This window comes from Rhodococcus sp. 06-156-4, assembly GCF_002259345.1.
Lineage (GTDB): Bacteria > Actinomycetota > Actinomycetes > Mycobacteriales > Mycobacteriaceae > Rhodococcoides > Rhodococcoides fascians_E.
On the sequence record NZ_NPGB01000028.1, the window covers coordinates 62458 to 86312 of the forward strand.

A 23855-nucleotide genomic window follows, 5' to 3' on the forward strand; every position below is an offset into this window, starting at 1 on the left:
GACGTTGCGAATGCGGTGATCGGCGCTGAATACTTGCTCACCATGCGCTACAACAAGCTGGGTCGGACCGACCTCGAGGTGTCCGAGGTGTCCTTCGGGACCGCGCCGCTCGGAGACATGTTCGGATCTGCCGACGAGGATCAGGCCATCGCGTCGGTGCACCATGCCCTGGATGCCGGGATCAATTTCTTCGACTCGTCGCCGTACTACGGCGGGGGCCTGGCGGAGGAACGGCTCGGCGCAGCCTTGGCGGGCAGGCGCGAGGACGTCCTGATCGGCACGAAGGCCGGCCGATACGGCAACGAGGACTTCGACTTCTCGCCACGGAAACTACGGGAAAGCATCCACACCAGCCTGAAGCTGCTCCGCACGGACTACGTGGATGTGCTGCAACTCCACGACATCGAATTCGTGCCGTTGTCCCCGGTGTTCGAGGACTCCTACGCGGAACTGGTGAAGCTGAAGGACGAGGGATTGTGCCGATACATCGGCATGACCGGGTACCCGATGCACACGTTGACGCGCGCTGTCACCGAGACCGACCTCGACGTCATTCTGTCCTACGCGCACTACACGCTGCTCAACACCGAACTCGCGACCGAATTGAAGCCCGTGTGCGACGAGCGAGGCGTCGGCGTGATCAACGCTGCGGCAGTGGGATTGGGCCTGCTGACACCCGGAGGCGTCAAGCCGCACATTCCCGCGACCGACGACGTCAAGGCGGCGGCCGCACGGGCTCGCCAGTGGGCGGCGGACAACGGACAGGACATCTCGTTCCTCGCCAATCAGTTCTCGCTGCAACGATCCGGCTGCCCGACAACCGTGATCGGCACGACCAAAGTCCATCACCTCGATTCCGCTATCCGCGCCGCGACGGAACCCATCGACACCGACGTCCTCGATGCAGTGCTGGCTCTGACCGCAGATGTGCACGACGTGTCCTGGCAGAGCGGACTTCCCGAGAACAACGGCTGACCTCAGCTCCCGGCCGGGCGCCGCCACATCGACGTCATCACGGCGCCCGACGCCAACGGGAACGTCTCGGTCACCTCGAACCCGAACTTCTCGTAGAAGGTGACGTTGTCGGCCGACGTGCACACGAGATAGGCGTCGTCGCCGTCCGAATCGCAGCGCGCGAGCCGGTCGAGCAGGAGCGTCGAGACGAAGCCTCGGCCCCGAGCCGACTGGGTACTACCCAGATTCGCCAGATACCACGCCGGTTCGGAAGGATGATGGGCATCGAGCGTCGACCTGACTCCCACCGCCGCGCCGACTCGGGTCCGCAACGCGGGAAGCAGCGCCGGCAACGCGCGCGCGGTGCGCAGCAGCGACGAGTGCTGCCGACCGGGCGGATCCCACACCTCGACGGCAACGGCTGCCCCGTCCTCCTCGACGAACCGCACCCCGCCTCCGGCGATGTGAAAGTGCCGCAGCGACGCGGTGAAGTAGCCGGTCAAAGCCGCGTGCCGTCGCGCGCGGCCGGGCCAGATGGACGCCATCAACGGATCGTCGCGGAAGGCGTCGGCCAGAACCGAGGCGCAGGTGGCGGCCTCGGCGATGGTCGCGGTGACGATTCGGCCAGTCAAGAGTCCCCCGGGGAAATCATTCGGAACAGTCGGTTCGCACTAGGGTGGCTGTGTGAAATCGAAACCGGATGCCGCGGCGCCGCAGCGCAACGTCGACGCGGGGGCACAGCCATGGATGCTGGTGGAGACGCTACATCAGGACAGAGCGACTCTGGTCTCCCTCGGCGGACGACTACGCGAGATGTCGTCCTTGCCGCGCGCCGTCAGGTCGACGGTCGGTGGTCGATCGTCGGCACAGGTCTGGGCGGAAGTCGCCCGGTCGATCGACGTCGTCCGTGAACACGCCACCTCCCGAGACGTCACGATCCCCACCGGCAGCGGACGCACCCGCGTCGTACTGCATCCCGTCGTCGGCCCGTCGGGTGCCGTGCACGGCATTGCGTTGTGGGTCGGCGACGCAGAGTCCGCCGTCCCGCAGCGGCCCGAGGACGCGCTCGCCGTGACGTTCGAGTCCGAGCGCCGCGCGTTCGTCGTCGACGCGGACTGCCTCCGCGCACTTGCCACGGACCTGCCCTCCGACATCCGAACCAGCTTCACCTCGCCCGAAGTGTTCCGGAAGATCGACGTCGACGACGCGGTGGGCGCCATCGGCGCGCTTCTCCAACCCGCTCCCGACGACGGCGCGACCTGGACCGGCCTGGCGTCGACGACGCACCTGCCCGGCGTTTCCCGCCTCGACCTCGTGTTCACCGCCGACGACGACGGGTCGACATGGCGGGGCCTGGTCCACGCCGTCGAGTCCGAGACGGTGGCACAGCCGCGGCTCGAGACCGCGGCGTTCGCCGCTCTGGGGCAGGTGTCTCCGCAGATGGCGCTGGTCCTGATGGACGTCACCCACAACCGACTGATTCGGTGGCTGACCGATCCGGTGCCACAGATCCAGTGGAAAGGCATCGTCGACGACAGAGACACTCCGCACCCGGACGACGTCACACGCATCTTCGCCGCCGCGTCGGGGATGTACGCGGGCACGGAAACCAGTACCTCCGTCGACGGCATCCGCCTCCGTCGCATCGGCGGAGGATGGACCGTCGTCGACGCTCGCGCGGCGCTGCTGCCGCGTGAGAAGTCGAGCCCGCGATTGATGCTGGTGCAGATGACCGTCGTCGGACACACCGACGACCCGGATCCTGTTCCCGTCGACGACACCGGGCACCCCAGCCTGCTCGACTGAACCCGGCAGAGTGGCCATGGTGCAGAGTGGTCGACACAACGGTGTACTAGAAAAGGATGTGACGATGGCAGGACAGCTGTGGGCACTCGAAGGGGGAAGCCCGGACATCGACCAGGACGCGTGGATCGCGCCGACGGCTACCGTGGTGGGCCGCGTGAAGGTCGGCCCGACGTCGGGAATCTGGTACGGCGCGGTGCTGCGTGCCGAGTTCGAGGACATCACCATCGGCGCGGGCAGCAATCTGCAGGACGGCGTCGCCGCCCACGTCGACCCAGGCTTTCCGCTGACGGTCGGTGAGAACGTCAGCGTCGGCCACAATGCTGTGCTCCACGGCTGCACCATCGGCGACGGCAGCCTCGTGGGAATGGGCGCGATCGTCATGAACGGCGCCGTCATCGGCGAGGGCAGCCTGGTGGCAGCCGGTGCATTGGTGCTCGAAGGGACCCAGGTGCCGCCGCGTTCACTGGTCGCGGGTGTGCCCGCGAAAGTTCGGCGCGAACTCACCGACGACGAGGTGAACCACAACGGACTCAACGCCGCCGTCTACCGCGAACTACTGAAGCAGCACCGCGCAGCCCGTCCACTCACCTGAGGAGGCCGGTCAGTGCGTGGGCATGTTCCAGCAGGAGGGTGCCCAGTTCGTGGTGCCGATCCGGGCGAAAGCGAGTCTCGACGCCGGTGAGACTGAGGGCCCATGCGGGCTTTCCTGATCGGTCGAACACCGCGGCACCGATGCCCCAGCTGCCTTCGACGAGCAGCGCGGGGTTGACGGCATAACCCGTCGTTCGTGTTGCGACGATGCGCCGCCGGAGCTCGGCAGTCGCGTGTTGCGGGCCCCACGCCGGCTCCAGGTCGACACTCGTCAGGTACTGATCGATGTCGCGATCCGGTAGATGCGACAGGATCACCAGGCCCGCCGACGCCACTCCGAGCGGCAGCCGAATCCCCTCGTACAACACGTGTGACCGCAGGGGAAAGCTGCCGTCCTCGCGGAGAAGGCAGACGGTCTCGTCTCCACGCCGAGCAGACAGGAATGCACTCTCACCGCTGGCCGCAGCCAGAGCATGTACGACGCCGCGCGCTGGGCCGGTGATGTCGTATCTGCTGGCGGCCGCAGCGCCGAGGAGATACATCTCGGGTCCGAGGGTCCACGAACCGGTGGCGGAGTCGCGGTCGAGAAACCCCTCGTGGGCGAGCGAAGTGAGCAACCTGTGCGCAGTCGGTCGGGCAAGGTCGGTGGCGCGTGCAAGTTCCGTGGTCGACGCCCCGGCCGGTTCGGCCGCACCGACGGCTTTCAGAAGCGCGGTCGAGCGCGCGACGACGTTGGGCTGCATACGGGCAACCCTACCCACTGCGTTCATTCAACGAACGCAATGCTCGACGCTTTTCGGTGAACGAGCAGTTTCGGTCAATCCTTCCGGATCATCGCCACGTCAGGGTCTACTGAAGGTGCGTTTACTGAATGAACACGTGAGGAGTATTCGGATGGCAAGGAAGGTGTACCGGTCGGCCGCCGCTGCCGTGGCCGACATCGGCACAGGCGCGCGGATCGCGGTCGGAGGATTCGGACTGTGCGGAATCCCGGACGCACTGATCGACGCGATCAGCGAGACGGACGCCTCCGAACTCGAGGTCTTCTCCAACAACTGCGGCGTCGACGACCACGGATTGGGCACCTTGCTGTCCCTCGGCAGAATCCGCCGAGTCACCGCGTCCTACGTCGGCGAGAACAAAGAATTCGCGCGGCAATACCTCGCAGGCGAACTCGAAGTCGAACTGACCCCCCAGGGCACCCTCGCCGAGCGACTGCGCGCCGGAGGCACCGGCATCCCCGCATTCTTCACACCCGCAGGCGTCGGAACCCCCATCGCCGACGGCGGAATGCCGTGGCGCTACGAGGCCGACGGCGGCATCGCGGTGGCGTCGCCGCCGAAGGAAACCCGGGTGTTCGGGAACAAGCGCTACGTCCTCGAAGAAGCCATCGATGCGGACTACGCGCTCGTGCACGCCGAGATCGGTGACACCGAGGGCAATCTCGTGTTCGACAAGACGGCGATGAACTTCAACCCTCTGGCCGCGATGGCGGGAAGAATCACCATCGCCCAAGTGGAGACGCTCGTCGAACCCGGTGAGATCGACCCGGGCGCAGTGCATCTGCCCGGCGTGTTCGTCCAGCGCATCGTCCACACAGGACCGCAGAACAAACGCATCGAAAAGCGCACCGTCACTGCAGGAGGACAGGCATGAGCTGGACACGAGACCAGATGGCTCAACGCGCAGCAGCGGAGATGGTCGACGGTGAATACGTGAACCTCGGAATCGGCTTGCCCACACTGATACCCGCCTATCTGACCGACGACGTCACAGTGGTCCTGCACTCGGAGAACGGCATCCTCGGCACAGGCCCGTACCCGACGGAGGAGAACGTCGACGCCAACCTCATCAACGCAGGCAAGGAAACCGTGACGGTCAATCCCGGTGCCGCCTACTTCGATTCGTCGTTGTCCTTCGGCATGATCCGCGGCGGTCACATCGACACGGCCGTTCTCGGCGGCATGCAGGTCTCGCGCACCGGCGATCTCGCCAACTGGATGGTCCCCGGCAAAATGGTCAAGGGCATGGGCGGCGCCATGGACCTCGTGCACGGTGCACGCCGAGTCATCGTCGTCATGGAGCACACCGACCGCGAGGGCAACCCCAAGATCCTCGACGCCTGCACCCTGCCGCTGACCGGCCAAGGCGTCGTGAACCGCATCATCACCGACCTCGCAGTCCTCGACGTCGTCGGTGACGGGACACTTTCGCTCGTCGAGTTGGCGCCCGACGTCACGCGTACTCAGGTGGAGGACGCAACGGGAGTAGCGCTCGTCTGAATTCGTGCTAAGGTTGAACCTTCAACTTAAGTAGTCGAAGGACAGCCCATGACGTCTGTGATGAATCCGCCGGTCGCCGGCGGTGCGTTCGATGCGTTTCTCGCCGACACAGCCCCCGCGAGTCTCGGCCAGAAGCTGTGGACAGCCGCCGACGGACCGCTTCCCGCGCTGTACATCAGCCACGGTGCACCGCCGGTATTCGACGACCCCCTGTGGATCGACCAGCTCTTCACCTGGTCACAGGCCATGCCCAAGCCCAGAGCCATCCTCATCGTCAGTGCGCACTGGGAAGAAGCGCCGCTGAGTCTGTCCGCCATCGACGCACCGCTGGTCTACGACTTCGGCGGCTTCGCGGAGCGATACTTCTCGATGACCTACGCGACGCCCGACGCCACCGCGCTGGCCGACCGAGTGGCCGCGATGATTCCGGCATCGGCGAACCTGCACAGGCATTCGTCGCGTGGACTCGACCACGGTGCGTGGGTTCCGCTGAAGGTCATGTACCCGTACGGCGACGTGCCGGTCCTCCAGCTGAGCCTGCCGACGGATTCTCCCGACGCCCTGCTGGACATCGGGCGACGGCTGAAAGCGCTTCGCGCAGAAGGTGTACTCGTCGTCGGTTCCGGATTCATGACCCACGGGTTGCCGTTCCTCTCACGCGAGAACTTCTTCACCAACACCGTTCCGACCTGGTCACGCGACTTCGATCAATGGTCCGCCGAGGCGCTGGCCCGGGGCGACGTCGACGCGCTGGCGAACTTCCGCACCCGAGCTCCAGGAATGCCGTACGCGCACCCCACCGTCGAGCACTTCACACCGCTGTTCGTCACGCTCGGGGCCGCATCGGATCCGGAAGCCCCTGTGCACACCGAGATCACGGGCTTCCAATTCGGTTTGGCGAAACGCTCCTTCGCGGTCTCCTGACGGATCGTTAGGGTGGAGGAATGTTCGTCAACTCCGCCCGAACGTTCGTCGCCGACGCCATTCGAGGGCTCGTCGCCTCCACCGCAGACATCTCCTGGCATCCCGATCCAGGCTTCCTGACCCGGGAAGAACCACTCGCAGCGGGACAGGTAGCTCTCCTGTCCGGCGGCGGTAGCGGCCACGAACCGATGCACGCCGGATTCATCGGAGCCGGAATGCTCGCCGGGGTCTGCCCGGGGCTGGTGTTCACCTCACCCAACGCACTCCAAGTGCACGAGGCATCGAAGTCCGTGAGCGTCGGAGGCGGCGTGGTGCACATCGTCAAGAACTACACCGGTGACGTCATGAACTTCTCGATCGCGCGAGAGCTGTTGCGCGAGGACAACATCGAATCCGACTACGTACTGATCGACGACGATGTCGCGACCGAGCGGGCCGATGGTGACGGGCCGGGCAGACGCGGAACCGCAGCGACGGTGATCGTGGAGAAGATCTGCGGCGCCGCGGCCGAACGCGGAGACACACTCGCCGACGTCGTGGCACTCGGACGCCGAGTCGCGGCGAATTCACGAAGTATGGCGGTGGCACTTCGGGCATGCACGGCACCGGGCTCGAACGAACCCTCCTTCGACCTGCCCGACGGCGAAATCGAACTCGGCATCGGAATCCACGGCGAACGGGGCACCTCACGCGTACCCGACATGCCCGCCCAGGACATCGTTGCTGCACTGACGCAACCGGTAATCGATTCGCTGGGCTTGGAACGCGGCGAATCCGTCATCGCCTTCGTCAACGGACTCGGGGCAACCCACCCGATGGAGCTGCACCTGCTGTACGGCGAACTGGCGGAATACCTGTCCGACAGAGGAATCGAGGTGGCGCGTCCACTCGTCGGCAGCCTGGTCACCGCCCTGAACATGGCCGGCGCATCGATCACGCTCGTCCGCGTCGACGACTCCGTTCTCGAACTTTTCGACGCCCCGACCGACGCTCCGGCATGGCCCGCTCTGGTGCGTGACACAGAGCTGGGGGAGCGTACGGGATTCGGACCGAGCTTCGCCCCGAGCGAAAACGACTCGCCGCGAAGCGAGTGGGTGTCGGACTGGATGGCGTCGTGGGTGCAGCGAGTGCTCACCGAAGAACCCGCACTGACCGATCTCGACCGCCGCGCGGGTGACGGAGACTTCGGGACCAACATGGTGTCCGCGCTCGGACAGGTGGATCTGGCGCAGATCCGTGAAACCTATTCCGCGCAGACGATCTTCGAAGCCGTGTCCGCTGCGTACCTCGGCCATGCGGGCGGCACCTCCGGAGCACTGTTCGGTATCTGGTTCCGACAGTTCTACCTCGCACTGCACGCCGAAGACCTCGCCGCGATCACCACCGCCGCACGCAACGGACTGGAGAGAATCACCGAACTCGGGGGCGCCCGCGTCGGCGACAAGACCATGGTCGACGCCATCGCCCCGGCAGTCGACGCCCTCGACAACGCGACGGACTTGCGCACAGGCCTGACCGACGCAGCTCGCGCCGCGACCGAAGGAGCGCAGTCGACCGAGAACTTCACCGCCAACAGGGGGCGAGCGTCCTACGTCGGTGACGCCGCCCGAGGCGTCGTCGATCCGGGTGCGCTGGTCATTGCGTGGTTCTTCGAAGCGGCCGCGGACGCTGTTCGGGGCTAGAGGTTGGGTGTGGCGTAACAGTTGCGCATTCCCCAGGAAGGATCCCGCCTGTCAGAGGCGCGATTGTCACACCACACCCGGGTCAGGCGAGGGATTCGACGAAGACCGCGGCGATCTGTTCGAGACCGGCCTGGTCGTCGGCATCGAAGCGGGCGAGCAGGGGACTGTCCAGGTCGAATACTCCGACGAGTGTGTCCCCGTCGTACAGCGGCACCACCAGTTCGGATCGGGTCGCACCGTCACACGCGATGTGACCGGGGAACGCGTGCACGTCTTCCACGCGCTGGGTCTGTCGCGACGACGCCGCGGTACCGCACACTCCCTTGCCGAGCGCGATCCGCACACATGCAGGCAGACCCTGGAACGGTCCGACGACCAGTTCTGTGCCGTCGAACAGATAGAACCCGACCCAGTTGACATCCGGGACGGAGTTGAAAACAAGGGCAGACAGGTTGGCGGCGTTGGCAATCCGATCCGACTCGCCGTCGACCAGTGCCCGCGCCTGCTGCGTCAGCTGTGCGTACTGCTCGGACTTCGTACCTTCGAGTGCAGTTGCGGTGAACGACATGGCCCGATTCTAGGTATCGGCGCTTCGGAGCCTCGCGCGCACCGCGAAACCGAGCGTCAGGAGGTAGAGCGACATGCCGGTCACCTGCAGCCGCTGAGCGATACCGAGGCCGTACGAGCCCGGAAGATTGTCGGCGATCATCAACCACGCTGTCGCCAGCGACGTCACGATCAACACGACGAGTCCCACCGTGCGCAGCAGCGCAAGACTGCGGTACCGGAACGCCGCAACGGTGAACGCAACCATGGCAGTGAACACCGCGAACACAGCAACTGTGCTGGTCAACGCGTGAATGTGATGCAACTGAGGAAACAGCCCACTCGGTTCCACCGGGCAGGACGGATCGTTCTCCGCAACACACTCGATCGGCAACTGTGAATCGGCAATCGTCGCTGCCCCGAAAACAACCAGCGCACTCCACCCGACATTCGTCAACCGCCGACGAGGCAACGTCAACCCCGCCGCACCCGCAACGATCAGCAGAACCCCGGTGACCAAATCCGCCGTACTGAAAAAATGCCGATACGGCTGATCAGCCGCATCGAGTTCACTGAGGAACGAATGCGCAGGGTCCAATCCCGTATCGAGAAAGAACTCCGCCACCCACGCCGAATACAACAACCCCGCCAGCACCAGCAACACCGTCAGCGCAGTGATCCTCCGTCGTTCCACTCGATCGACAGTAGTTCCACGCTCACCCGCTGTGGTGGGTGCACCTTTTCCCGGACCGAACGTGGCGTTCGGTCAGTCAGACTGATCGAACGCCACGTTCGCTCCCGAAGGGGGGCGAGGATTCGAGGGCGTGCAGGACGAGTGCTGCGGCGTCGGTGACGGGTTCGTGCTCCCAGACTCGGACGACGGTCCACCCTTCGGCTTCGAGGCGCGCGTCGGTGTCGCGATCACGCGCGACGTTCGCGGCGAGTTTGTCCGCCCACCACTGGGCGTTGTTGCGCGGTTTCGTCGCATGAACGGGGCAGCTGTGCCAGAAGCAGCCATCGACGTACACGGCAACCTTTCGGCGAGGAAAAACAACGTCGGCCCGACGCCTCATACCCTTCAGCGGGGCACGGTCGACGAAATAGCGCAGGCCGAGCCGGTGCAGTTCTCGTCGAAGCGCAACCTCGGGCTTGGTGTCGCGTCGCCGTTGCTTGCTCAGCCGCGCACTCGTAGCGGCATCGGTAACCGGTCTCCCCACACCCCCACGTTACGGTCTCACCTAGCCGTCTTCGCTGTCCTCGGGCTCGGACCAGGTGGGCGCGAATTTGTTGCGGCGCTCGACTTCGCCGTGGACGACGGAGACGAAGTCGTCGAAGGACAAGGTCTGAGTGTCCGACGGCCTGCCGTTGCGGGGAGGGGATTCGTCGACGTCGAAGAACCGGACTTCACCGTCCGGGTCGTAGAGGCCGATGAAGACTTTCTCGAACAGGTCGTACCGAGTGTCCTCGGCGCCGAGGTCGACCCACATCTTGCCGGGTCCGCCGACGACAGCGCGCTTGCCGCGACCCGACCGCTTGGACAGCGTCGTGACGTGGTGCGCGAAGGAGGACTTGCCGATGTCGCTGGCCTTGGAGGCGTCACCGTCGTCGCACGTGGCGAAGGGCTCGAACATCACGGCGATCAGCACGCTGTACGGCTGGCGCTGGTGCAGGACCATGGCCTCACCGCGCAGCTCGTGGTCGTTGCGGACGATGTTCTTGGTCCAGCGGCCGAACTTGCCGGTCCGCGGGCTGAAGTCCCGGAAGCTGTACGTCTTGATGGAGACGCACAGAATCAGTCCCAGCGTGGGGTCGAGCGCTTTCACGTCCAGCCGCTTGCGGCCTTTCGCGACGTCGACCTGTGCTTCCTGGCCGACGCCCATCGCGTCGGGAGTGATGTTGGGATAGTGCGGGCGCAGGGCGTCGGCGACGGTTTGCGCCAGGTGGTTCGAGAGCCGCTGCGCGTAGTTCTTCTTGTCGCTGCGATCGGCGTCCGGCGCAGGCTTGTCTCCGGCGAGAGCAAGCGGCCGGGCGAGTGCCGGTGGATCGGGGAACAGGTGGTCGCTCATGCGGCCGGGACTGCACGAGACGTCGGGCTGGGATGCCCGCCCATACGGTCGAGGTGGGACTCGACGTCGTCGAGAAATCCCGGTTGGAACCGAAGATTGCCCATCCGAGCGCGCTTGAGGAATCCGGCCGTCGCCCGAGCCGAGAGCAGCTGGGAATCGTCGAGAAAGTCGCTGAGGTTCTCGTAGGGCTCGTGCACCGGCCACGTCGAGCGGTGCACGCGGTACGCCGAGCCCTTCGCGCCCCACGCGGCGGCGGGCCAGGCTTGACCGGGGAGGATCTGAACGTCGTCGGAGTCGTCGTGGACCTGCGGGCGCTCGATCTGCGCGGCGACCCACGACGCCATCCGAACGCTCACCGCGTTGCCGACGAGCTTCCATCGGTGCCCGGCCCTGACCCCCGGCAGACCGAGCGCCGGTGCAGTCCAGTCCGGGTCGAACCCCTGCAGTCGCTCCGCGCCGACGATCCCCGGCGTGACGATCTCGCCCGACGGCAACCGAACAGCCGGGGGACTGGCGATACCGAGGGACGAGCCGCCCTTCAGCGTCGGAACGGCGTTGACTGCCCAGCCGAGCCCACGGGTGCCCTCGGTCCAGTAGAAACCGCACGGCTGCTCCGACGGGTCACCGTCGGGAAGCGGGCCTTCGTCCTGCGCGAACAGGATTTCGCGGGGGTCCTCGGTGCGGGATGCGAGCATGAGGACTCGCTGACGGCGTTGCGGAAGACCGAACGACCTGGCGTCGACGACGCGGTAGGCCCACATGTACCCGAGATCCGACAGGGCGTCGGTGATGTGACGCATCGCGGCGCCGCGGCCGAGTTGCAGCATGAAGGGAACGTTCTCGATCAACAACCATCGAGGCCCGTTCCGGCGCTTGACTAGACGGAAAACCTCGTCGACGAGCCCGGAGCGTTCCCCGGTGATGCCCGCCGTGCGCCCCGCCTGCGACAGGTCCTGGCACGGAAATCCGGCTGCGACGAGCTCGGTGCCCGACGGCAGCGCTCGGAGCTTGGTGACATCACGGTGAAGCGGCACATCGGGAAAGTGAGCAGCGAGAACCGCGCCGGCGCCGGGGTCGATTTCGCACAGCAATTCCGTCGACCAGCCCTGCTCCGAGAGCCCCAACTCGAGCCCGCCGATCCCGGCGAACAGCCCGACCATCGATCGCGAACCCACGTGCACCCTTCTCTCCCGTAACCGAAACTCGTGGAGAACGTTACTCGAGAAGTACGACAGGTTTTCGCAGGCGCACGGTAGCAGGGCCGAGGCGTGCTTGACCTGAACAATGGTTCAGGTTCGACGATGGAATTCAGCAGTCGAAAAATCGGTTGGTCGAAGTGCTGTCGCGATGAAACCATTCACGCACGGCCGAGTAGGGAGAGCAAACGTGTCGACGGGTGTACTGGAAACGCAGGAGACGACGGCTGCAGTGCCGAACCTTCGGCAGGACGCACCCAGTTCGCTGGCGAGGTTCGTACCGTTTCTGGCCCCGTACAGGTGGTACTTCATCGGGTCGATCGCTGCGTCCATCGTCGCCACGCTGACGGGTCTGGTGATTCCGCTGGTGCTGCAGGGCGTCATCGACGGCCCCATCACCGACGGCAATTTCGCCGGTGTGTGGTGGCCGGCGGCGTTGGTGCTGTTGCTGGGCACGATCGATGCCGTGGGTATCTGGATCCGGCGCTACTTGGTGTCCGGGCCGTCGAGTCAGTTCGAGATATCGTCCAGAGCAACGGTTTTCGAGAAGTTGCAGCGGTTGTCGGTATCCGCTCACGAGGGCTGGGAATCGGGTCAGCTGCTTTCCCGCGCCATCGCCGACCTGTCCTCGCTGCGACGGTTCGTCGCGTTCGTCGGGCCGTTCATCATCATCAACAGCGTCACGTTGGTGGTCGGCCTCGGAGTGCTGTTTCTCCAGTCCTGGCAGCTCGGGCTGATCATGTTGGTCACGTCCGTTCCGCTGGTCGTGATCTGCACCAGGTTCGAGACGCTGTACCGGGTCGTCGCCCGCGATGCGCAGGATCAGGCAGGCGACGTGACCACCACCGTCGAGGAGTCCATCCAGGGCATCCGGGTGCTGAAGGCGTTCGGCCGCAGCGCCCACCTCGGGCGTCGCTTCCTGCGAGAGGCCGCGACGTTGCGTGGGACGGAGATGAAAAAGGTTCGCTACCTTGCCATTCTGTGGTCCTTGATCGTCGGGATTCCACCGCTCGGGATCGGTGCGATGCTGGCGTTCGGCGCGTATTCGATCGTCCAGGGGACGATGACGGCGGGCATGCTCGTCGCGGCCATGGCAATCGTCGCGTTCCTGCTCTGGCCGATCGAAGCATTCGGGTTCCTGCTGGCCGAGCTGAACAACGCGCGCACTGCCGCGGACAGGTACTGGGAAATCATGGACACGGCGGAGACCATCACCGAACCCGACGACCCGGTCACCCTCCCGCAGGGCACGCGCGGTGTCCTCGAATTCCGCGGCGTCGGATTCGCGTTCCCCGACTCCGACGCAGCGCTGCTCACCGACGTCGACTTCCGGATCGATCCGGGTGAGACGGTTGCCCTCGTCGGCGTCACCGGTAGCGGCAAGACCGCGCTGACCAATCTGGTTCCCCGGTTGTTCGATGTCACCTCGGGTTCCATCACCGTCGACGGCATCGACATCAGAACCATGTCGCTCGCGGATCTTCGGTCGGTGGTGTCGGTCGCGTTCGAGGACCCGGTGCTGTTCTCGGCAAGTGTCCGCGAGAACGTCGCGTTGGGTCGACCCGATGCGACCGACGCCGACGTCGACGAGGCTCTCGGCGTCGCGCACGCACGCGAGTTCGTCGACGCACTGCCGTGGGGACTCGACACCCGGATCGGTGAGCAGGGAATGAGCCTGTCCGGCGGACAGCGTCAGCGACTCGCGCTGGCCAGAGCCGTTCTCGGCAAGCCTCGAATCCTCGTGCTCGACGACCCGCTGTCCGCGCTGGATGTGGGCACCGAGGCCCTCGTGCAACGCGATCTACGACGCGTACTGACGCACTCGACGACTCTGCTCGTCGCGCACAGGCCGTCGACTGCCGCACTCGCAGACCGAGTGCTCTACCTGGAGAACGGAACAATCGTGGAGCAGGGTACGCACGAGCGCCTGTTGGCGACGTCGACGCGGTACCGCCACGTGATGGGGTCCCTCGATGACTGACGAGAACGAGAACGATCAGAGCCCGCACGACGACACGGTCGATTGGCGCGGAGTGGCGAACGAGGAATCCGACATCGACCGCACCGGCAACTCGATTCTCGCCGGCCGATCGAGGCGGTTGTTGGCGTCGCTGGTGAGGCCGTACCGGAAGCAGGCGTTGCTGGCGTTCGCGATCATCGTCGTCGACAACATCGCGTTCGTCGCCGGTCCGTTGTTCATCGCGTACGCGTTGGACCACGGAGTGTCGGCTGCGAGCGAGGGCAGGTGGGCGCCGCTGGCGTGGACCGTCTTCGGCTACATCGCATTCGGCATCCTCGGAACGATCACCACGTACACGTTCCTGATGGTGTCCGGACGGCTGAGCCAGGCAATTCTGTTCGACCTCCGCGGCCGTGTGTTCGATCATGCCCAGCGGTTGAGCTTGTCCTTCCACGAGCGTTACACGTCGGGCAAGCTCATCTCACGGCTGACGAGCGACGTCGAGTCGCTGCAGACGCTGCTCGAAAGTGCCCTGAACGACGCCTTGTCCGCGGTGCTGTCCATCGTCAGTATCGCGATCATCCTGGTGTATCTCGATGTGCCGCTTGCGTTGGTGGTGCTCGCGGGGTTCGTGCCGCTGGTGTTGATCACTCGGTGGTCGCAGCGTAGGCAGCGCACCGGTTACCGGCGGACGCGAGTGGCGATCGCGAAGGTCGTCGTCCACTTCGTCGAGTCGATGGGTGGTATTCGCGCCGTTCAGGTCTTCCGGCGTGAGAGAAGAAACAACACGATCCTGAACACCGAGGACACCGAATATCGCGACGCGACGACGGCTGCTCTGCGGGGCATGGCCACCTACACCGGCGCCGTCCGATGGATCGGAAACGTCACTCTCGCGATCATCCTCGTGTTCGGCAGCTACCGAGTGATCAACGGACACTTGGACATCGGAGTGCTCGCCGCGTACGTACTGTATCTGCGTCGGTTCTACGGCCCGCTAGACGAACTCGCCATGGTCTTCAACGCCTACCAGTCGGCAGCGGCCGCGCTGGAGAAGATCTCGGGTGTGCTGGAAGAAGAACCGTCGGTGCACGCGCCGACGGATCCGGTCGAATTGCACAGTGCGCGAGGGGACATCGAATTCGACGCGGTCCGCTTCGCCTACACCGGCGACCGCGTCGTGCTACCGGAATTCTCGCTGCACATCCCGGCCGGGCAGGTCGTCGCGATGGTCGGTGCCACCGGCGCCGGAAAGTCCACGCTCGCCAAGCTGCTCGCGCGGTTCTACGACCCGACGCAGGGAACTGTCCGTCTCGACGGCGTCGACCTCCGAGAACTGGGCGACGAGAACATGCGGCGACACATCGTGATGGTCACGCAGGAGTCGTTCCTGTTCTCCGGATCGGTCGCGGACAACATCCGCCTCGGCAAACCGTCGGCGACGGACGACGAGGTGGCGGCCTCAGCCGACGCCGTCGGGCTCACGGAATTCATCTCCACGTTGCCGGACGGCATCGACACCGACGTCCGCAAACGCGGTGGACGGCTTTCCTCCGGTCAACGTCAACTCGTCGCGTTCGCGCGGGTGTTCCTGGCGGCGCCCGCGGTGATCGTGCTCGACGAGGCCACCTCCAGCCTCGACATCCCCAGCGAGCGGCTGGTCCAGCGCGCGCTGGAGACGATTCTGCAGGGCCGCACGGCGCTGATCATCGCGCACCGGCTTTCCACCGTCGCCATCGCCGACAGGGTGCTGGTGATGGAGAACGGGCGGATCGTCGAGGACGGTACGCCGTCGGAACTCATCGAGGAGAAGGGGCGATTCGCCGACCTGCACGAGCTCGCGGTGGCGTCGACCTGAGTGTCGTCACCAGGGTGCGATGGGCGGCTTGACCCACATGATCTTCTCGTCGGCGTGCTTCGGGGAGGCCGACGGGTGACTTGAATTCGACGCCGCCCACTCGTTCTTGCGGTCGAGGAGTTCCGCGGTCATCGTCCACGTCTCCAGCGTGCTCGGGGGAGTGATGTCCGCGGCCCTCGCGAGCTTGCGTCGGGCGGCGTCGGTCATGGCCAGCAGTTCGCTGCCGTCGATACCGCGCTCCCAGATGTAGCGCGCCAACGCCGTTGCCTTGTCCTGTCGCGATTTCGCGGCCTGTTCGGAGTGCGCGAAGTCGAAGCCACCTCCAGTCATGTCGATCACAATAATGCGCCTCGAGAACGAAAAATCACCACAGCTTGTTCCGATGGCCCCCCTGTCGCTTAACGTAGTCGGGTGACCACTCCAACTTCGGGTGCAGAAGCCGCCCCTTCCGTGACCACTTCGACCTGGCCGGCGATTCTGACCTGGCGAGCACACGACGTACCCCGCATGGAGTCGGTCCGCGTCCAGCTGAACGGAAACCGAATCAAGGCGTCGGGCCGCATCATCGGCGGTGCCTGCGACGAACATCCGGCGTTCAGTGCGTCGTACGACCTGGTGACCGACGAGAACGGCATCACCCGCAGGCTTTCCCTGCGCACCGCGGTCGCCGGCGGCGAGAAGCAGGCATCGGTCAGCCGCGACAACGAGGGCTACTGGATGATCGAGGGGTCCCACGCGTCGCAGCGTTCCACCTACAACGGTGCGCTCGACGTCGACGTGGTCCTGAGCCCGTTCTTCAACACCCTGCCGATCCGCAGGCTCGGTCTGCACACCGACTCGTCGGACATCGTCGTACCGGTCGTGTACGTCAACCTTCTGGACCTGAGCATCCAGGAAGCAGGCCTGACCTACAGCAGCGGCGCCGACGGCATTCACGTGCTGTCGCCGGTGTCCAGTTCGTCGGTGACCGTGGACGCCGACGGCTTCGTTCTCGACTACCCGGGGCTTGCCGAACGGATCTGACGCACGACGCCGCCCCGTCGGCCGGCTGCCCGGAATTCTTCGATCCAGTTCTCGTCGCCCGGCTCGATGCCGGTGATGTCGAAACGTTCGTGCTGCTCGTACTGTCCGCGCGCGGCATGGCCGGCGGTGACCAGCGTGCGGGTCGACCCTTCGTCGACGAGTTCCCTACGGGCTGCAGTCAGCAGGTCCAGAGCCGCATCGAGCGCGTCGGTGAGGGCGACGGCGTTGCCTTCGCACATGGCCCGAACCAGATCGGGCGCCGACGACGCCACTCGCGTCCCGTCTCGGAACGAGCCGGCGGCCAACCCCAGCGCGAGAGGGTTGGCTGCCCCGACCTGGGCCAATGCCTCGGCCAGCAGGTGAGGCAGGTGCGAGATGCGTGCGACGGCGCGATCGTGTTCCACGCTCTCGACCGGGATCACGACGGATCCGCAGTCCACGGCGAGCGACGCGACCTGACGCCACACATCGGGATCGGCCCCGTCGTCGACGCCGACGACCCACACCGCGTCCTGGAAGAGGTCGGGATCGGCCGCCGCCCAGCCGGATCGATTCGTTCCTGCCATCGGGTGCCCGCCCACGTAACGCGGCGACAGCCCGCGACGCGCGACCGCCGCGGCGACCTCTGCTTTGACGCTGACGACGTCGGTGATCGGGTTGTTCGGGGCGTGCTCGGCAATGGCGGCGAGAATGCCGTCGACGGCGGGCATCGGCACCCCGACGACGATCAATGCGCCGGTCTCTGCCGCCCGGGTGAGTGCTGCCGTCAGGTCGGTGCCGGTGTCGAACCCGGCGTCGGCCGAGCCGGCGATGGCGTCGGCGGAACGGTTGTATCCCCATGCGGTTCGTCCCGCACGAACAGCAGCCTGCAGGACCGATCCGCCGATCAGCCCGAGCCCGAGTACACAGACATCAGTGTTGGTCACGGCACCCAGTTTCACAGGTGGACACGGTGGACTTCATTTCGAGGCGGTAAGGCGACTACCGTTGCGCGCATGGCTGCACAGCGCGGGAGTAACAACTCCGCCAAGGCGAAGAAGTTCGACGGTCCGAGCAAGGAGACATTCGACGACCTCGAAGGGTTCGGCGTTGCCGTCGTCCGCGAGGACGGCAAGTGGCGCGTGACCCCGTTGACCACGGCTGCGTTGTCCTCCCTGTCGACAGCTGAGACCGAACTGCGGGAAATGCGCAGCTCCGGGGCGGTCTTCGGACTCCTCGACGTCGACGACGAATGCTTCGTGGTGCTGCGGCCCGCACCGTCGGGCACCCGTCTTCTTCTGTCAGACGCCAGTCTTGCAGGCGAGTACGACATCGCCGCCGACGTTCTCGACGAACTCAACATCGAGATTCCCGACTTCGACCCGGACGAACTCGACGACATCGAACCGTGGCCCGAGGGCGACATGGGCCTGCTGTCGGATCTGGGGCTGCCGGAGGCCGTCATGGGCATCATCGTCGCCGAGACCGACCTGTACCCGGACGAGCAGCTCGGCTCCATCGCAGGCCGCCTCGGATTCGCCGACGAGTTGTCCGCTGTGCTGGACAAGCTGCCTCGGTGACCGACGAGGACCTCGTTCGCGCAGCGCTCACCGCTGCGCAGGGAGCGTCCGACCTCGACGTACCCGTCGGTGCCGTCGTGTACGACGCCGACGGGCGAGAACTGGCCCGCGCGGCCAACGCCCGTGAAGCGACCGGCGATCCAACGGCGCACGCCGAGGTTCTCGCACTCCGCGCCGCAGCGGCACTCCACGGCGACGGTTGGCGACTGGAAGGCTGCACGCTGGCCGTCACCCTCGAGCCGTGCACGATGTGTGCGGGAGCTCTGGTGCTCGCACGGGTCTCGCGCGTCGTGTTCGGAGCATGGGAACCGAAGACGGGCGCCGTCGGCTCGTTGTGGGACGTCGTGCGGGATCAGCGGCTGGCCCACCGCCCCGAAGTCCGCGGCGGCATTCTGGAGAACGAATGCGGCGACGTCCTACGCCGGTTCTTCGACGCCAGACGCTTATGAAACTCTCATGTTTGTGGCCTCTACCTGTGGGTAAACCGTCGTCGGGGAACGCGGAACACGCGTTCTGAACGACGCATCCTCAGGAGGCAAAAATGGGACTCGACGACAAGATCGGTAACAAGGCCGAGGATCTGGGCGGCAAGGCCAAGGAAGCCACCGGTGCAGCCACCGGCAACGAAGAGCTCCGCCAGGAAGGCAAGGGCGATCAGCTCTCGTCCGCTGTCAAGGACGGCGCCGAGAAGGTCAAGGACGCAGCCTCCAACATCAAGGACAAGCTCACCGGACACTGATTCGGCCGCTTGACCAGGCGATTTAGCCACAGGCCGCTACTGCGGTATTGTTCTCCGCGGTGGCGTGTCCGAGCGGCCTAAGGAGCACGCCTCGAAAGCGTGTGACGGGTAACCCCCGTCCGAGGGTTCAAATCCCTCCGCCACCGCCAAGACTCCCCACCTGGATCACGCAGGTGGGGAGTTTTTTTGTCACTGTCTCGCGTCGATCTACACAACAAACCACTCGGTTGATTAGGGTACCCTGCCCTCATGAGCAGAGGCGTTGAAGGCATCATCATGAAGGCGTACAAGACGGACGACTACAAGTTGACCGTCACGTCGAGGGAACACGTCACCGACAAGTACGTTCGCGTCGGCTTCGACGGCGGCGGATTGCTGAAGAACCACCCGGTCCACCCGACACAATGGGTCCGCCTGTGGATCGACGACGGCACCGGCAAGGAACGCCAGCGTGGGTACACGCTGACGGAGCAGGACCCCGCAACGGACACATTCGTCATCGAATTCGCCGTCCATTACGGCCCCGCGTCGAAGTGGGCCGAAACCGCCGAAGCAGGTGACGTCCTCGAAGCCACCCTGATGCGCGGAAACAACGGTTCCAGCTTCGAGATCCCCGAGCCTGCGCCGTCCGAGTTCTTGCTGTTCGGCGACACCGCATCGCTCCCGGCGATCAACACCATCCTCGACACCCTCGGCGACACTCCGGCGAAGGTATGGCTCGAATGGCAGTACGAATCCGACCCGTCCCTCCCCGTCCATGCAGGACCCAACACCGAAGTGACCTGGCTCCAGCGCGTCGACGACGGTCGTCTCCTGCGCGAGCAAGCCGAAGCTCTCACCCCAGCGGCCGACGCATTCGCCTGGGTCGCATGCGACGGCCGAACCACGCGCTCGATCGTCAAGACCTTCAAGACCGTCCACGGCTTCGCGAAGGATCGCATCAAGTCACAGGCGTACTGGAAGTAGTGCCGGCCCTCCGTTCCGGGGTCACGTCAAGCGATGGAGGGATTGCGCTCCAACCTCCAGCCGCTGGACCGCGAGCGCTCGTGCCAGAAGCCGGCGTATCGGCCGTCGAGGGCGAGGAGTTCGTCGTGTGTTCCACGTTCGACGATGCGCCCGTCGTGCAGGAACAGAATTTGATCCGCGTGCGCGATGGTGGCGAGTCGGTGTGCGACGACGATGACGGTCTTGTCCCGAGTCAGCTCATGGATGCCCCGGACGACGACGGCTTCGTTGTGCGGGTCGAGGGCACTGGTTGCTTCGTCGAGAAGGACGATCGGTGCGTCCTTGAGCAACGCCCGGGCGATCGACACACGTTGACGCTCGCCGCCGGACAGGGTGGTTCCGCCTTCGCCGACTTCGCTGTCGTATCCGTCGGGGAGTCGTTCGACGATGTCGTCCACGCACGCGATCGCGCCGGCTCGACGGATGTCGTCGTCGGAAGCGTCGGGTCTCCCGATCCTGATGTTCTCGGCAATGGACCGCTCGAACAGGTAGACGTTCTGGAACACCAGTGACAACTGCCCGAACAACGTTTCCGACGGTTGCGCACGCACGTCGTGGCCGCCGACCGTGATGCTGCCTTCGTCGACGTCGGCGTATCGAGCAGCAAGCCGAAGCAGTGTGGTCTTGCCCGATCCGCTGGGGCCGACGATTGCCGTCGTCGTACCGGCCTCGACGGAGAACGACACGTCGGAGACGACGGGGGTCTCACCGTAGCCGAAGGTGACACCGGTGAATTCCACGGCGGGCGCGTCGGGCTGGACCGACGAATTCGTCTCGGGCAGAGCAGGTTCGACGAGCAACTCCGTCGCGCGGGCGATCGACGTCGATGCCGACCGCAACGCGGTTCCGATCTGTGCCGCCTGATTGAGTGGTTCGATGAAACGCGCACTCACCGCGATCAGCGCGATGGCTGCGGCGGTGGAGATCGCACCGCCCGTCACTTGGCCGACGACTACATAGGTGAGAGCCAGGAATGCGGCCTGCACGAGAAGGCCGAACATGATCACGCCGGTGACGGCCGATACGACGTTACGAGTTGCCGCGGACTTCTGCGCTTCCAAGGCCGCGCCCAGCGCGCGGTTGCCGTCTCCGACAGCGCCGAACGCACGCAGAACGGGTTGAGCCTGCGCGAATTCGACGACGCGTGTGTCCGCCTCGGTGGCAGCTGCATGTGTTCGCTCGTCCGCTCGGACGTACGCTGCGTTCCCGAGACGGTTGACAGCGAACAGAATCGGTGCGGCGACGAGCATGGACAGAGCAATTCTCCAGTCGACGAACAGCATTCCCACGGCAACTCCGACGGGAACGAGGATGCTGGTGATCAGCTTGGCCGTGAGGTACGCGACGGCGTGCTGGATGTCGAGGACGTTGTCGATGACGATGCGGGACACCGATGCAGCGTTGTGGGTCTCGAACCACGCGAGTGGGAGCGCATTGAGCCGATCACCCAAGCGAGTCTGCAGTCCCGACTGCATTCCGATGGCGATTCTCAGACCCAGCGTTGCTTGCAGGACCGTGAGCCCGCCCATCAGAGCGACGGCAACGGCCATGACTGCCGCCCAGCGCCATGCGCGGCCGGTGTCGCCGTCGAACAATGCCTCGAGCAGCGGCACGAGCAAGCAATACGCCGCTGCCTGCGATAGTGCCTGCGCGACCGTGACGGCGATCAGTCGGGGGTTGAGGTGTGCGTACTCGTCGGGTACGAGACGGAAGACTGCAGCGATCATCGGTTCTCCTCCACGTGTACGGCGGCGCCCAACGCAGCTTCGTTGACATCCCAGAGCCTCTGGTAGAGCCCACCGCCGTGGACCAGATCGTCGTGCGTGCCGCGCTCGACGATCGCTCCCTTCTCCAACACCAGGATCTGGTCGACGCCGGTAACGGTGTGCAGGCGGTGTGCTATTACCAACACGGTTCTTCCGGAGACCAGCACCGCAAGAGCGTCCTGCACCGAGGCCTCGGACTCCGGATCGGCGAACGCGGTCGCCTCGTCCAGAACCAGGATCGGTGTGTCGGCGAGCAAGGTGCGGGCAATCGAGAGCCGCTGGGCTTCACCGCCGGACAGGGAGGCGTCGACGCCTATTTCCGAGTCGTAACCGCGCGGGAGTGCAGCGATGCGCTCATGTATCCGAGCCGCGCGAGTTGCGACCTCCAGCGCCGCTTGGTCGGCGTCGGGACGTGCGAGGAGCAGATTGTCACGAATACTTCCGGCGATGAGGCGGACGTCCTGGAACACGAACCCCACTGTGCGGTAGAGCTGCTCCGGTCCGATGGCGCGGATGTCCCTGCCGCCGATCGTGATTCGTCCGGACTCCACGTCGTAGAACCGAGGCAACAGGGCCGCGAGGGTCGACTTCCCCGATCCCGACGGGCCCACCAGAGCGGTGATGGTTCCCGGCGAGAGCTCGAAAGATACGTCGTGGAGAACGGCACGGTCCTGTCGGTAGCCGAAGCTCACGGACTCGAACTCGACCGTCCCGTCGACGATGCCGGGCGCATCGGTGGTAGCGACGGCCAGTTCGGACTCCTCCTGCAGAGCGTGCAGTCGCTGCGCGGCAACGGCGCCGTCCCTCAGGGCCTGACCACTGTAGCCGAGTCCCATTGCAGCGCTGCCTATCCCGAGGCCGACGAGGAGGAACGGCAGGACGTCGATGGCGTCGAACCACCCCTGGGACACCCCGATCAACCCGCCTACGACCGTCAACAGCATCACGAAGACCGGAGAGATGACGACGTCCGCAGTCGCCTGCAATGGGATCATCGGTGTCTTGAACTTGCCGAGGGCGTCGGCCTGACCGTCGACGGAGTCCTGGAACGACCTGTGTGCTTTCCCTGCCTGGCCGAATGCGCGGACCACCTGGATGCCGTCGACGTATTCGATTGTTGCGGAACGCAGCCGACGATTCCACCGATTGAACACCGCGAGACGGTCGCGACTGGACTGATCCATCATGCGGCTCAACAGAATTGCGTAGACCAGCAGCGGGAGGATCAGCAACAATGCCAGTCTCCACTCGACAGTGAAGAGGTACACCAGCGTGACCAGAGGTATCACCACGGCCCCGACGAACTCCAGCCGCGCATGCGCGACGAGGTAGTGGAGTGCGTCGACGTCGTCCTGTAGATAGCCCTTGATCTCCGCGGAATTGTGAGATGCGAACCAGCCGAGTGGAACCCTGGTGAGTTTCAGCGCCAACGCTCTACGCAACGAGAGTTGAAACCCCGCATCCGTGAGGTGGGACAGAGTCATCGCTACCGCTTGTAGAAGTATCTGCGCACCCAGTGCCCCGAACGCGACGAACAGCAGCACCCAGATGCGCCCGGTATCGGTGGATTCGTCCAGCAGCTCACGGCACATCTCGACGATCACGATGAACGGGGCGACGGCGCACACCGCGGCAACTGCTGCGATGACACTGGCCACCGTCAGGGTGCGACCGACCGGCGCGAGGATTGCGCGTCGGGCATGCGCTTGGTCTTTCTTGTTCTGCTGAGCAACCGTCCGCGGAAGGCTGTTGCCTGCATCGTCCGCGGTCAGCGGTTCGGATTGCACCGTCATGCGCACTCGCAATCTTCTGTTCTTCACGGGCACCAGCCCACCGGTCGGATTAGATCCTTACACATTCTCGGTAGGCAAGGCTAACCTCGAAAACCGGTAGGTCTG

General features: G+C 65.2%; 25 protein-coding genes and 1 tRNA gene. 15 read left to right on the forward strand and 11 right to left on the reverse strand.

Annotated features, from left to right (window positions below; all coding sequences use genetic code 11):
• Positions 1–42 precede the first annotated feature (42 nt).
• A complete protein-coding gene (locus CH290_RS20170; protein ID WP_230621042.1) occupies positions 43–975 on the forward strand; it encodes an aldo/keto reductase in 933 nt (310 codons plus the stop codon).
• A gap of 2 nt (positions 976–977) precedes the next feature.
• Here the strand turns inward: CH290_RS20170 and CH290_RS20175 are convergent, their stop codons facing one another.
• Complete coding sequence (locus CH290_RS20175) at positions 978–1586, reverse strand: GNAT family N-acetyltransferase (protein WP_033190048.1); 609 nt, start codon at positions 1584–1586, stop codon at positions 978–980.
• A gap of 52 nt (positions 1587–1638) precedes the next feature.
• Between CH290_RS20175 and CH290_RS20180 the strand changes: the two genes are divergently transcribed.
• Positions 1639–2760 (forward strand): GAF domain-containing protein, encoded by a 1122-nt coding sequence (locus CH290_RS20180; RefSeq protein WP_019662823.1) that lies wholly within the window; start codon positions 1639–1641, stop codon positions 2758–2760.
• A gap of 64 nt (positions 2761–2824) precedes the next feature.
• Positions 2825–3352 (forward strand): gamma carbonic anhydrase family protein, encoded by a 528-nt coding sequence (locus tag CH290_RS20185; RefSeq protein WP_020111068.1) that lies wholly within the window; start codon positions 2825–2827, stop codon positions 3350–3352.
• Here the strand turns inward: CH290_RS20185 and CH290_RS20190 are convergent.
• Positions 3345–4094, reverse strand: coding sequence for an IclR family transcriptional regulator (locus tag CH290_RS20190; RefSeq protein WP_020111067.1), 750 nt, complete (start codon positions 4092–4094; stop codon positions 3345–3347). The genes CH290_RS20185 and CH290_RS20190 overlap by 8 nt on opposite strands.
• 151 nt (positions 4095–4245) lie before the next feature.
• Between CH290_RS20190 and CH290_RS20195 the strand changes: the two genes are divergently transcribed.
• The 4 genes from CH290_RS20195 to CH290_RS20210 are packed head-to-tail and all read left to right on the forward strand — an operon-like array spanning position 4246 to position 8239.
• Positions 4246–5007, forward strand: a complete 762-nt coding sequence (locus CH290_RS20195; RefSeq protein ID WP_170947544.1) for a CoA transferase subunit A — start codon at positions 4246–4248, stop codon at positions 5005–5007.
• Positions 5004–5633 carry a 3-oxoacid CoA-transferase subunit B gene (locus CH290_RS20200; RefSeq protein ID WP_033190050.1) on the forward strand — a complete coding sequence of 210 codons (630 nt, stop codon included), beginning with the start codon at positions 5004–5006 and terminating at the stop codon, positions 5631–5633. Before CH290_RS20195 ends, CH290_RS20200 begins: the two co-directional genes overlap by 4 nt.
• 48 nt (positions 5634–5681) lie before the next feature.
• The gene (locus CH290_RS20205) at positions 5682–6557 is read left to right on the forward strand and encodes a dioxygenase family protein (RefSeq protein ID WP_020111065.1); all 876 of its coding nucleotides are present in this window, start codon (positions 5682–5684) and stop codon (positions 6555–6557) included.
• A gap of 20 nt (positions 6558–6577) precedes the next feature.
• Positions 6578–8239, forward strand: coding sequence for a dihydroxyacetone kinase family protein (locus tag CH290_RS20210; protein WP_033190051.1), 1662 nt, complete (start codon positions 6578–6580; stop codon positions 8237–8239).
• 82 nt (positions 8240–8321) lie between these two features.
• Here CH290_RS20210 and CH290_RS20215 read toward each other — a convergent pair whose 3' ends face one another.
• From CH290_RS20215 to CH290_RS20235, 5 genes are all read right to left on the reverse strand, one after another.
• Positions 8322–8807 (reverse strand): GAF domain-containing protein, encoded by a 486-nt coding sequence (locus CH290_RS20215; protein ID WP_033190052.1) that lies wholly within the window; start codon positions 8805–8807, stop codon positions 8322–8324.
• Positions 8808–8816: 9 nt separating this feature from the next.
• On the reverse strand, positions 8817–9479 hold the full coding sequence (locus CH290_RS20220; RefSeq protein ID WP_033190053.1) for a DUF998 domain-containing protein: 663 nt from the start codon (positions 9477–9479) through the stop codon (positions 8817–8819).
• Between the two features lie 76 nt (positions 9480–9555).
• A complete protein-coding gene (locus CH290_RS20225) occupies positions 9556–10002 on the reverse strand; it encodes a very short patch repair endonuclease (protein WP_020111061.1) in 447 nt (148 codons plus the stop codon).
• 21 nt (positions 10003–10023) lie between these two features.
• Entirely contained in the window at positions 10024–10851 is an 828-nt protein-coding gene (locus CH290_RS20230) for a hypothetical protein (RefSeq protein WP_033190054.1), read from the reverse strand.
• Positions 10848–12011: a DNA cytosine methyltransferase gene (locus CH290_RS20235; RefSeq protein WP_051127737.1), complete on the reverse strand. Its 1164-nt coding sequence runs from the start codon at positions 12009–12011 to the stop codon at positions 10848–10850. Before CH290_RS20235 ends, CH290_RS20230 begins: the two co-directional genes overlap by 4 nt.
• A gap of 226 nt (positions 12012–12237) precedes the next feature.
• On the opposite strand from CH290_RS20235, the gene CH290_RS20240 reads away from it, so the two are divergent.
• Positions 12238–14028: an ABC transporter ATP-binding protein gene (locus CH290_RS20240; RefSeq protein ID WP_033190215.1), complete on the forward strand. Its 1791-nt coding sequence runs from the start codon at positions 12238–12240 to the stop codon at positions 14026–14028.
• On the forward strand, positions 14021–15865 hold the full coding sequence (locus tag CH290_RS20245; protein WP_033190055.1) for an ABC transporter ATP-binding protein: 1845 nt from the start codon (positions 14021–14023) through the stop codon (positions 15863–15865). The genes CH290_RS20240 and CH290_RS20245 overlap by 8 nt, the downstream gene beginning before the upstream one ends.
• Before the next feature lie 6 nt (positions 15866–15871).
• Here the strand turns inward: CH290_RS20245 and CH290_RS20250 are convergent, their stop codons facing one another.
• Entirely contained in the window at positions 15872–16195 is a 324-nt protein-coding gene (locus CH290_RS20250) for a hypothetical protein (protein ID WP_027498681.1), read from the reverse strand.
• A gap of 177 nt (positions 16196–16372) precedes the next feature.
• On the opposite strand from CH290_RS20250, the gene CH290_RS20255 reads away from it, so the two are divergent.
• Positions 16373–16888 (forward strand): putative glycolipid-binding domain-containing protein, encoded by a 516-nt coding sequence (locus CH290_RS20255; RefSeq protein ID WP_037143148.1) that lies wholly within the window; start codon positions 16373–16375, stop codon positions 16886–16888.
• On the opposite strand, the gene CH290_RS20260 is transcribed toward CH290_RS20255, so the two are convergent.
• The gene (locus tag CH290_RS20260; RefSeq protein ID WP_033190056.1) at positions 16861–17829 is read right to left on the reverse strand and encodes a prephenate dehydrogenase; all 969 of its coding nucleotides are present in this window, start codon (positions 17827–17829) and stop codon (positions 16861–16863) included. The two genes, CH290_RS20255 and CH290_RS20260, sit on opposite strands and share 28 nt — an antisense overlap.
• A 54-nt stretch (positions 17830–17883) precedes the next feature.
• On the opposite strand from CH290_RS20260, the gene CH290_RS20265 reads away from it, so the two are divergent.
• From CH290_RS20265 to CH290_RS20285, 5 genes are all read left to right on the forward strand, one after another.
• A complete protein-coding gene (locus CH290_RS20265) occupies positions 17884–18447 on the forward strand; it encodes a tRNA adenosine deaminase-associated protein (protein ID WP_019662840.1) in 564 nt (187 codons plus the stop codon).
• Positions 18444–18896, forward strand: a complete 453-nt coding sequence (locus CH290_RS20270) for a nucleoside deaminase (protein WP_033190057.1) — start codon at positions 18444–18446, stop codon at positions 18894–18896. The genes CH290_RS20265 and CH290_RS20270 overlap by 4 nt, the downstream gene beginning before the upstream one ends.
• Before the next feature lie 92 nt (positions 18897–18988).
• The gene (locus CH290_RS20275; RefSeq protein ID WP_033190058.1) at positions 18989–19186 is read left to right on the forward strand and encodes a CsbD family protein; all 198 of its coding nucleotides are present in this window, start codon (positions 18989–18991) and stop codon (positions 19184–19186) included.
• Between the two features lie 58 nt (positions 19187–19244).
• Positions 19245–19335, forward strand: a tRNA-Ser gene (locus CH290_RS20280).
• A gap of 100 nt (positions 19336–19435) precedes the next feature.
• The gene (locus tag CH290_RS20285) at positions 19436–20152 is read left to right on the forward strand and encodes a siderophore-interacting protein (protein WP_033190059.1); all 717 of its coding nucleotides are present in this window, start codon (positions 19436–19438) and stop codon (positions 20150–20152) included.
• A gap of 26 nt (positions 20153–20178) precedes the next feature.
• Here the strand turns inward: CH290_RS20285 and CH290_RS20290 are convergent, their stop codons facing one another.
• Together CH290_RS20290 and CH290_RS20295 are read right to left on the reverse strand one after the other, a co-directional pair.
• Positions 20179–21918 (reverse strand): ABC transporter ATP-binding protein, encoded by a 1740-nt coding sequence (locus CH290_RS20290; protein ID WP_033190060.1) that lies wholly within the window; start codon positions 21916–21918, stop codon positions 20179–20181.
• Positions 21915–23750 carry an ABC transporter ATP-binding protein gene (locus tag CH290_RS20295; RefSeq protein ID WP_230621043.1) on the reverse strand — a complete coding sequence of 612 codons (1836 nt, stop codon included), beginning with the start codon at positions 23748–23750 and terminating at the stop codon, positions 21915–21917. Before CH290_RS20295 ends, CH290_RS20290 begins: the two co-directional genes overlap by 4 nt.
• Positions 23751–23855 lie beyond the last annotated feature (105 nt).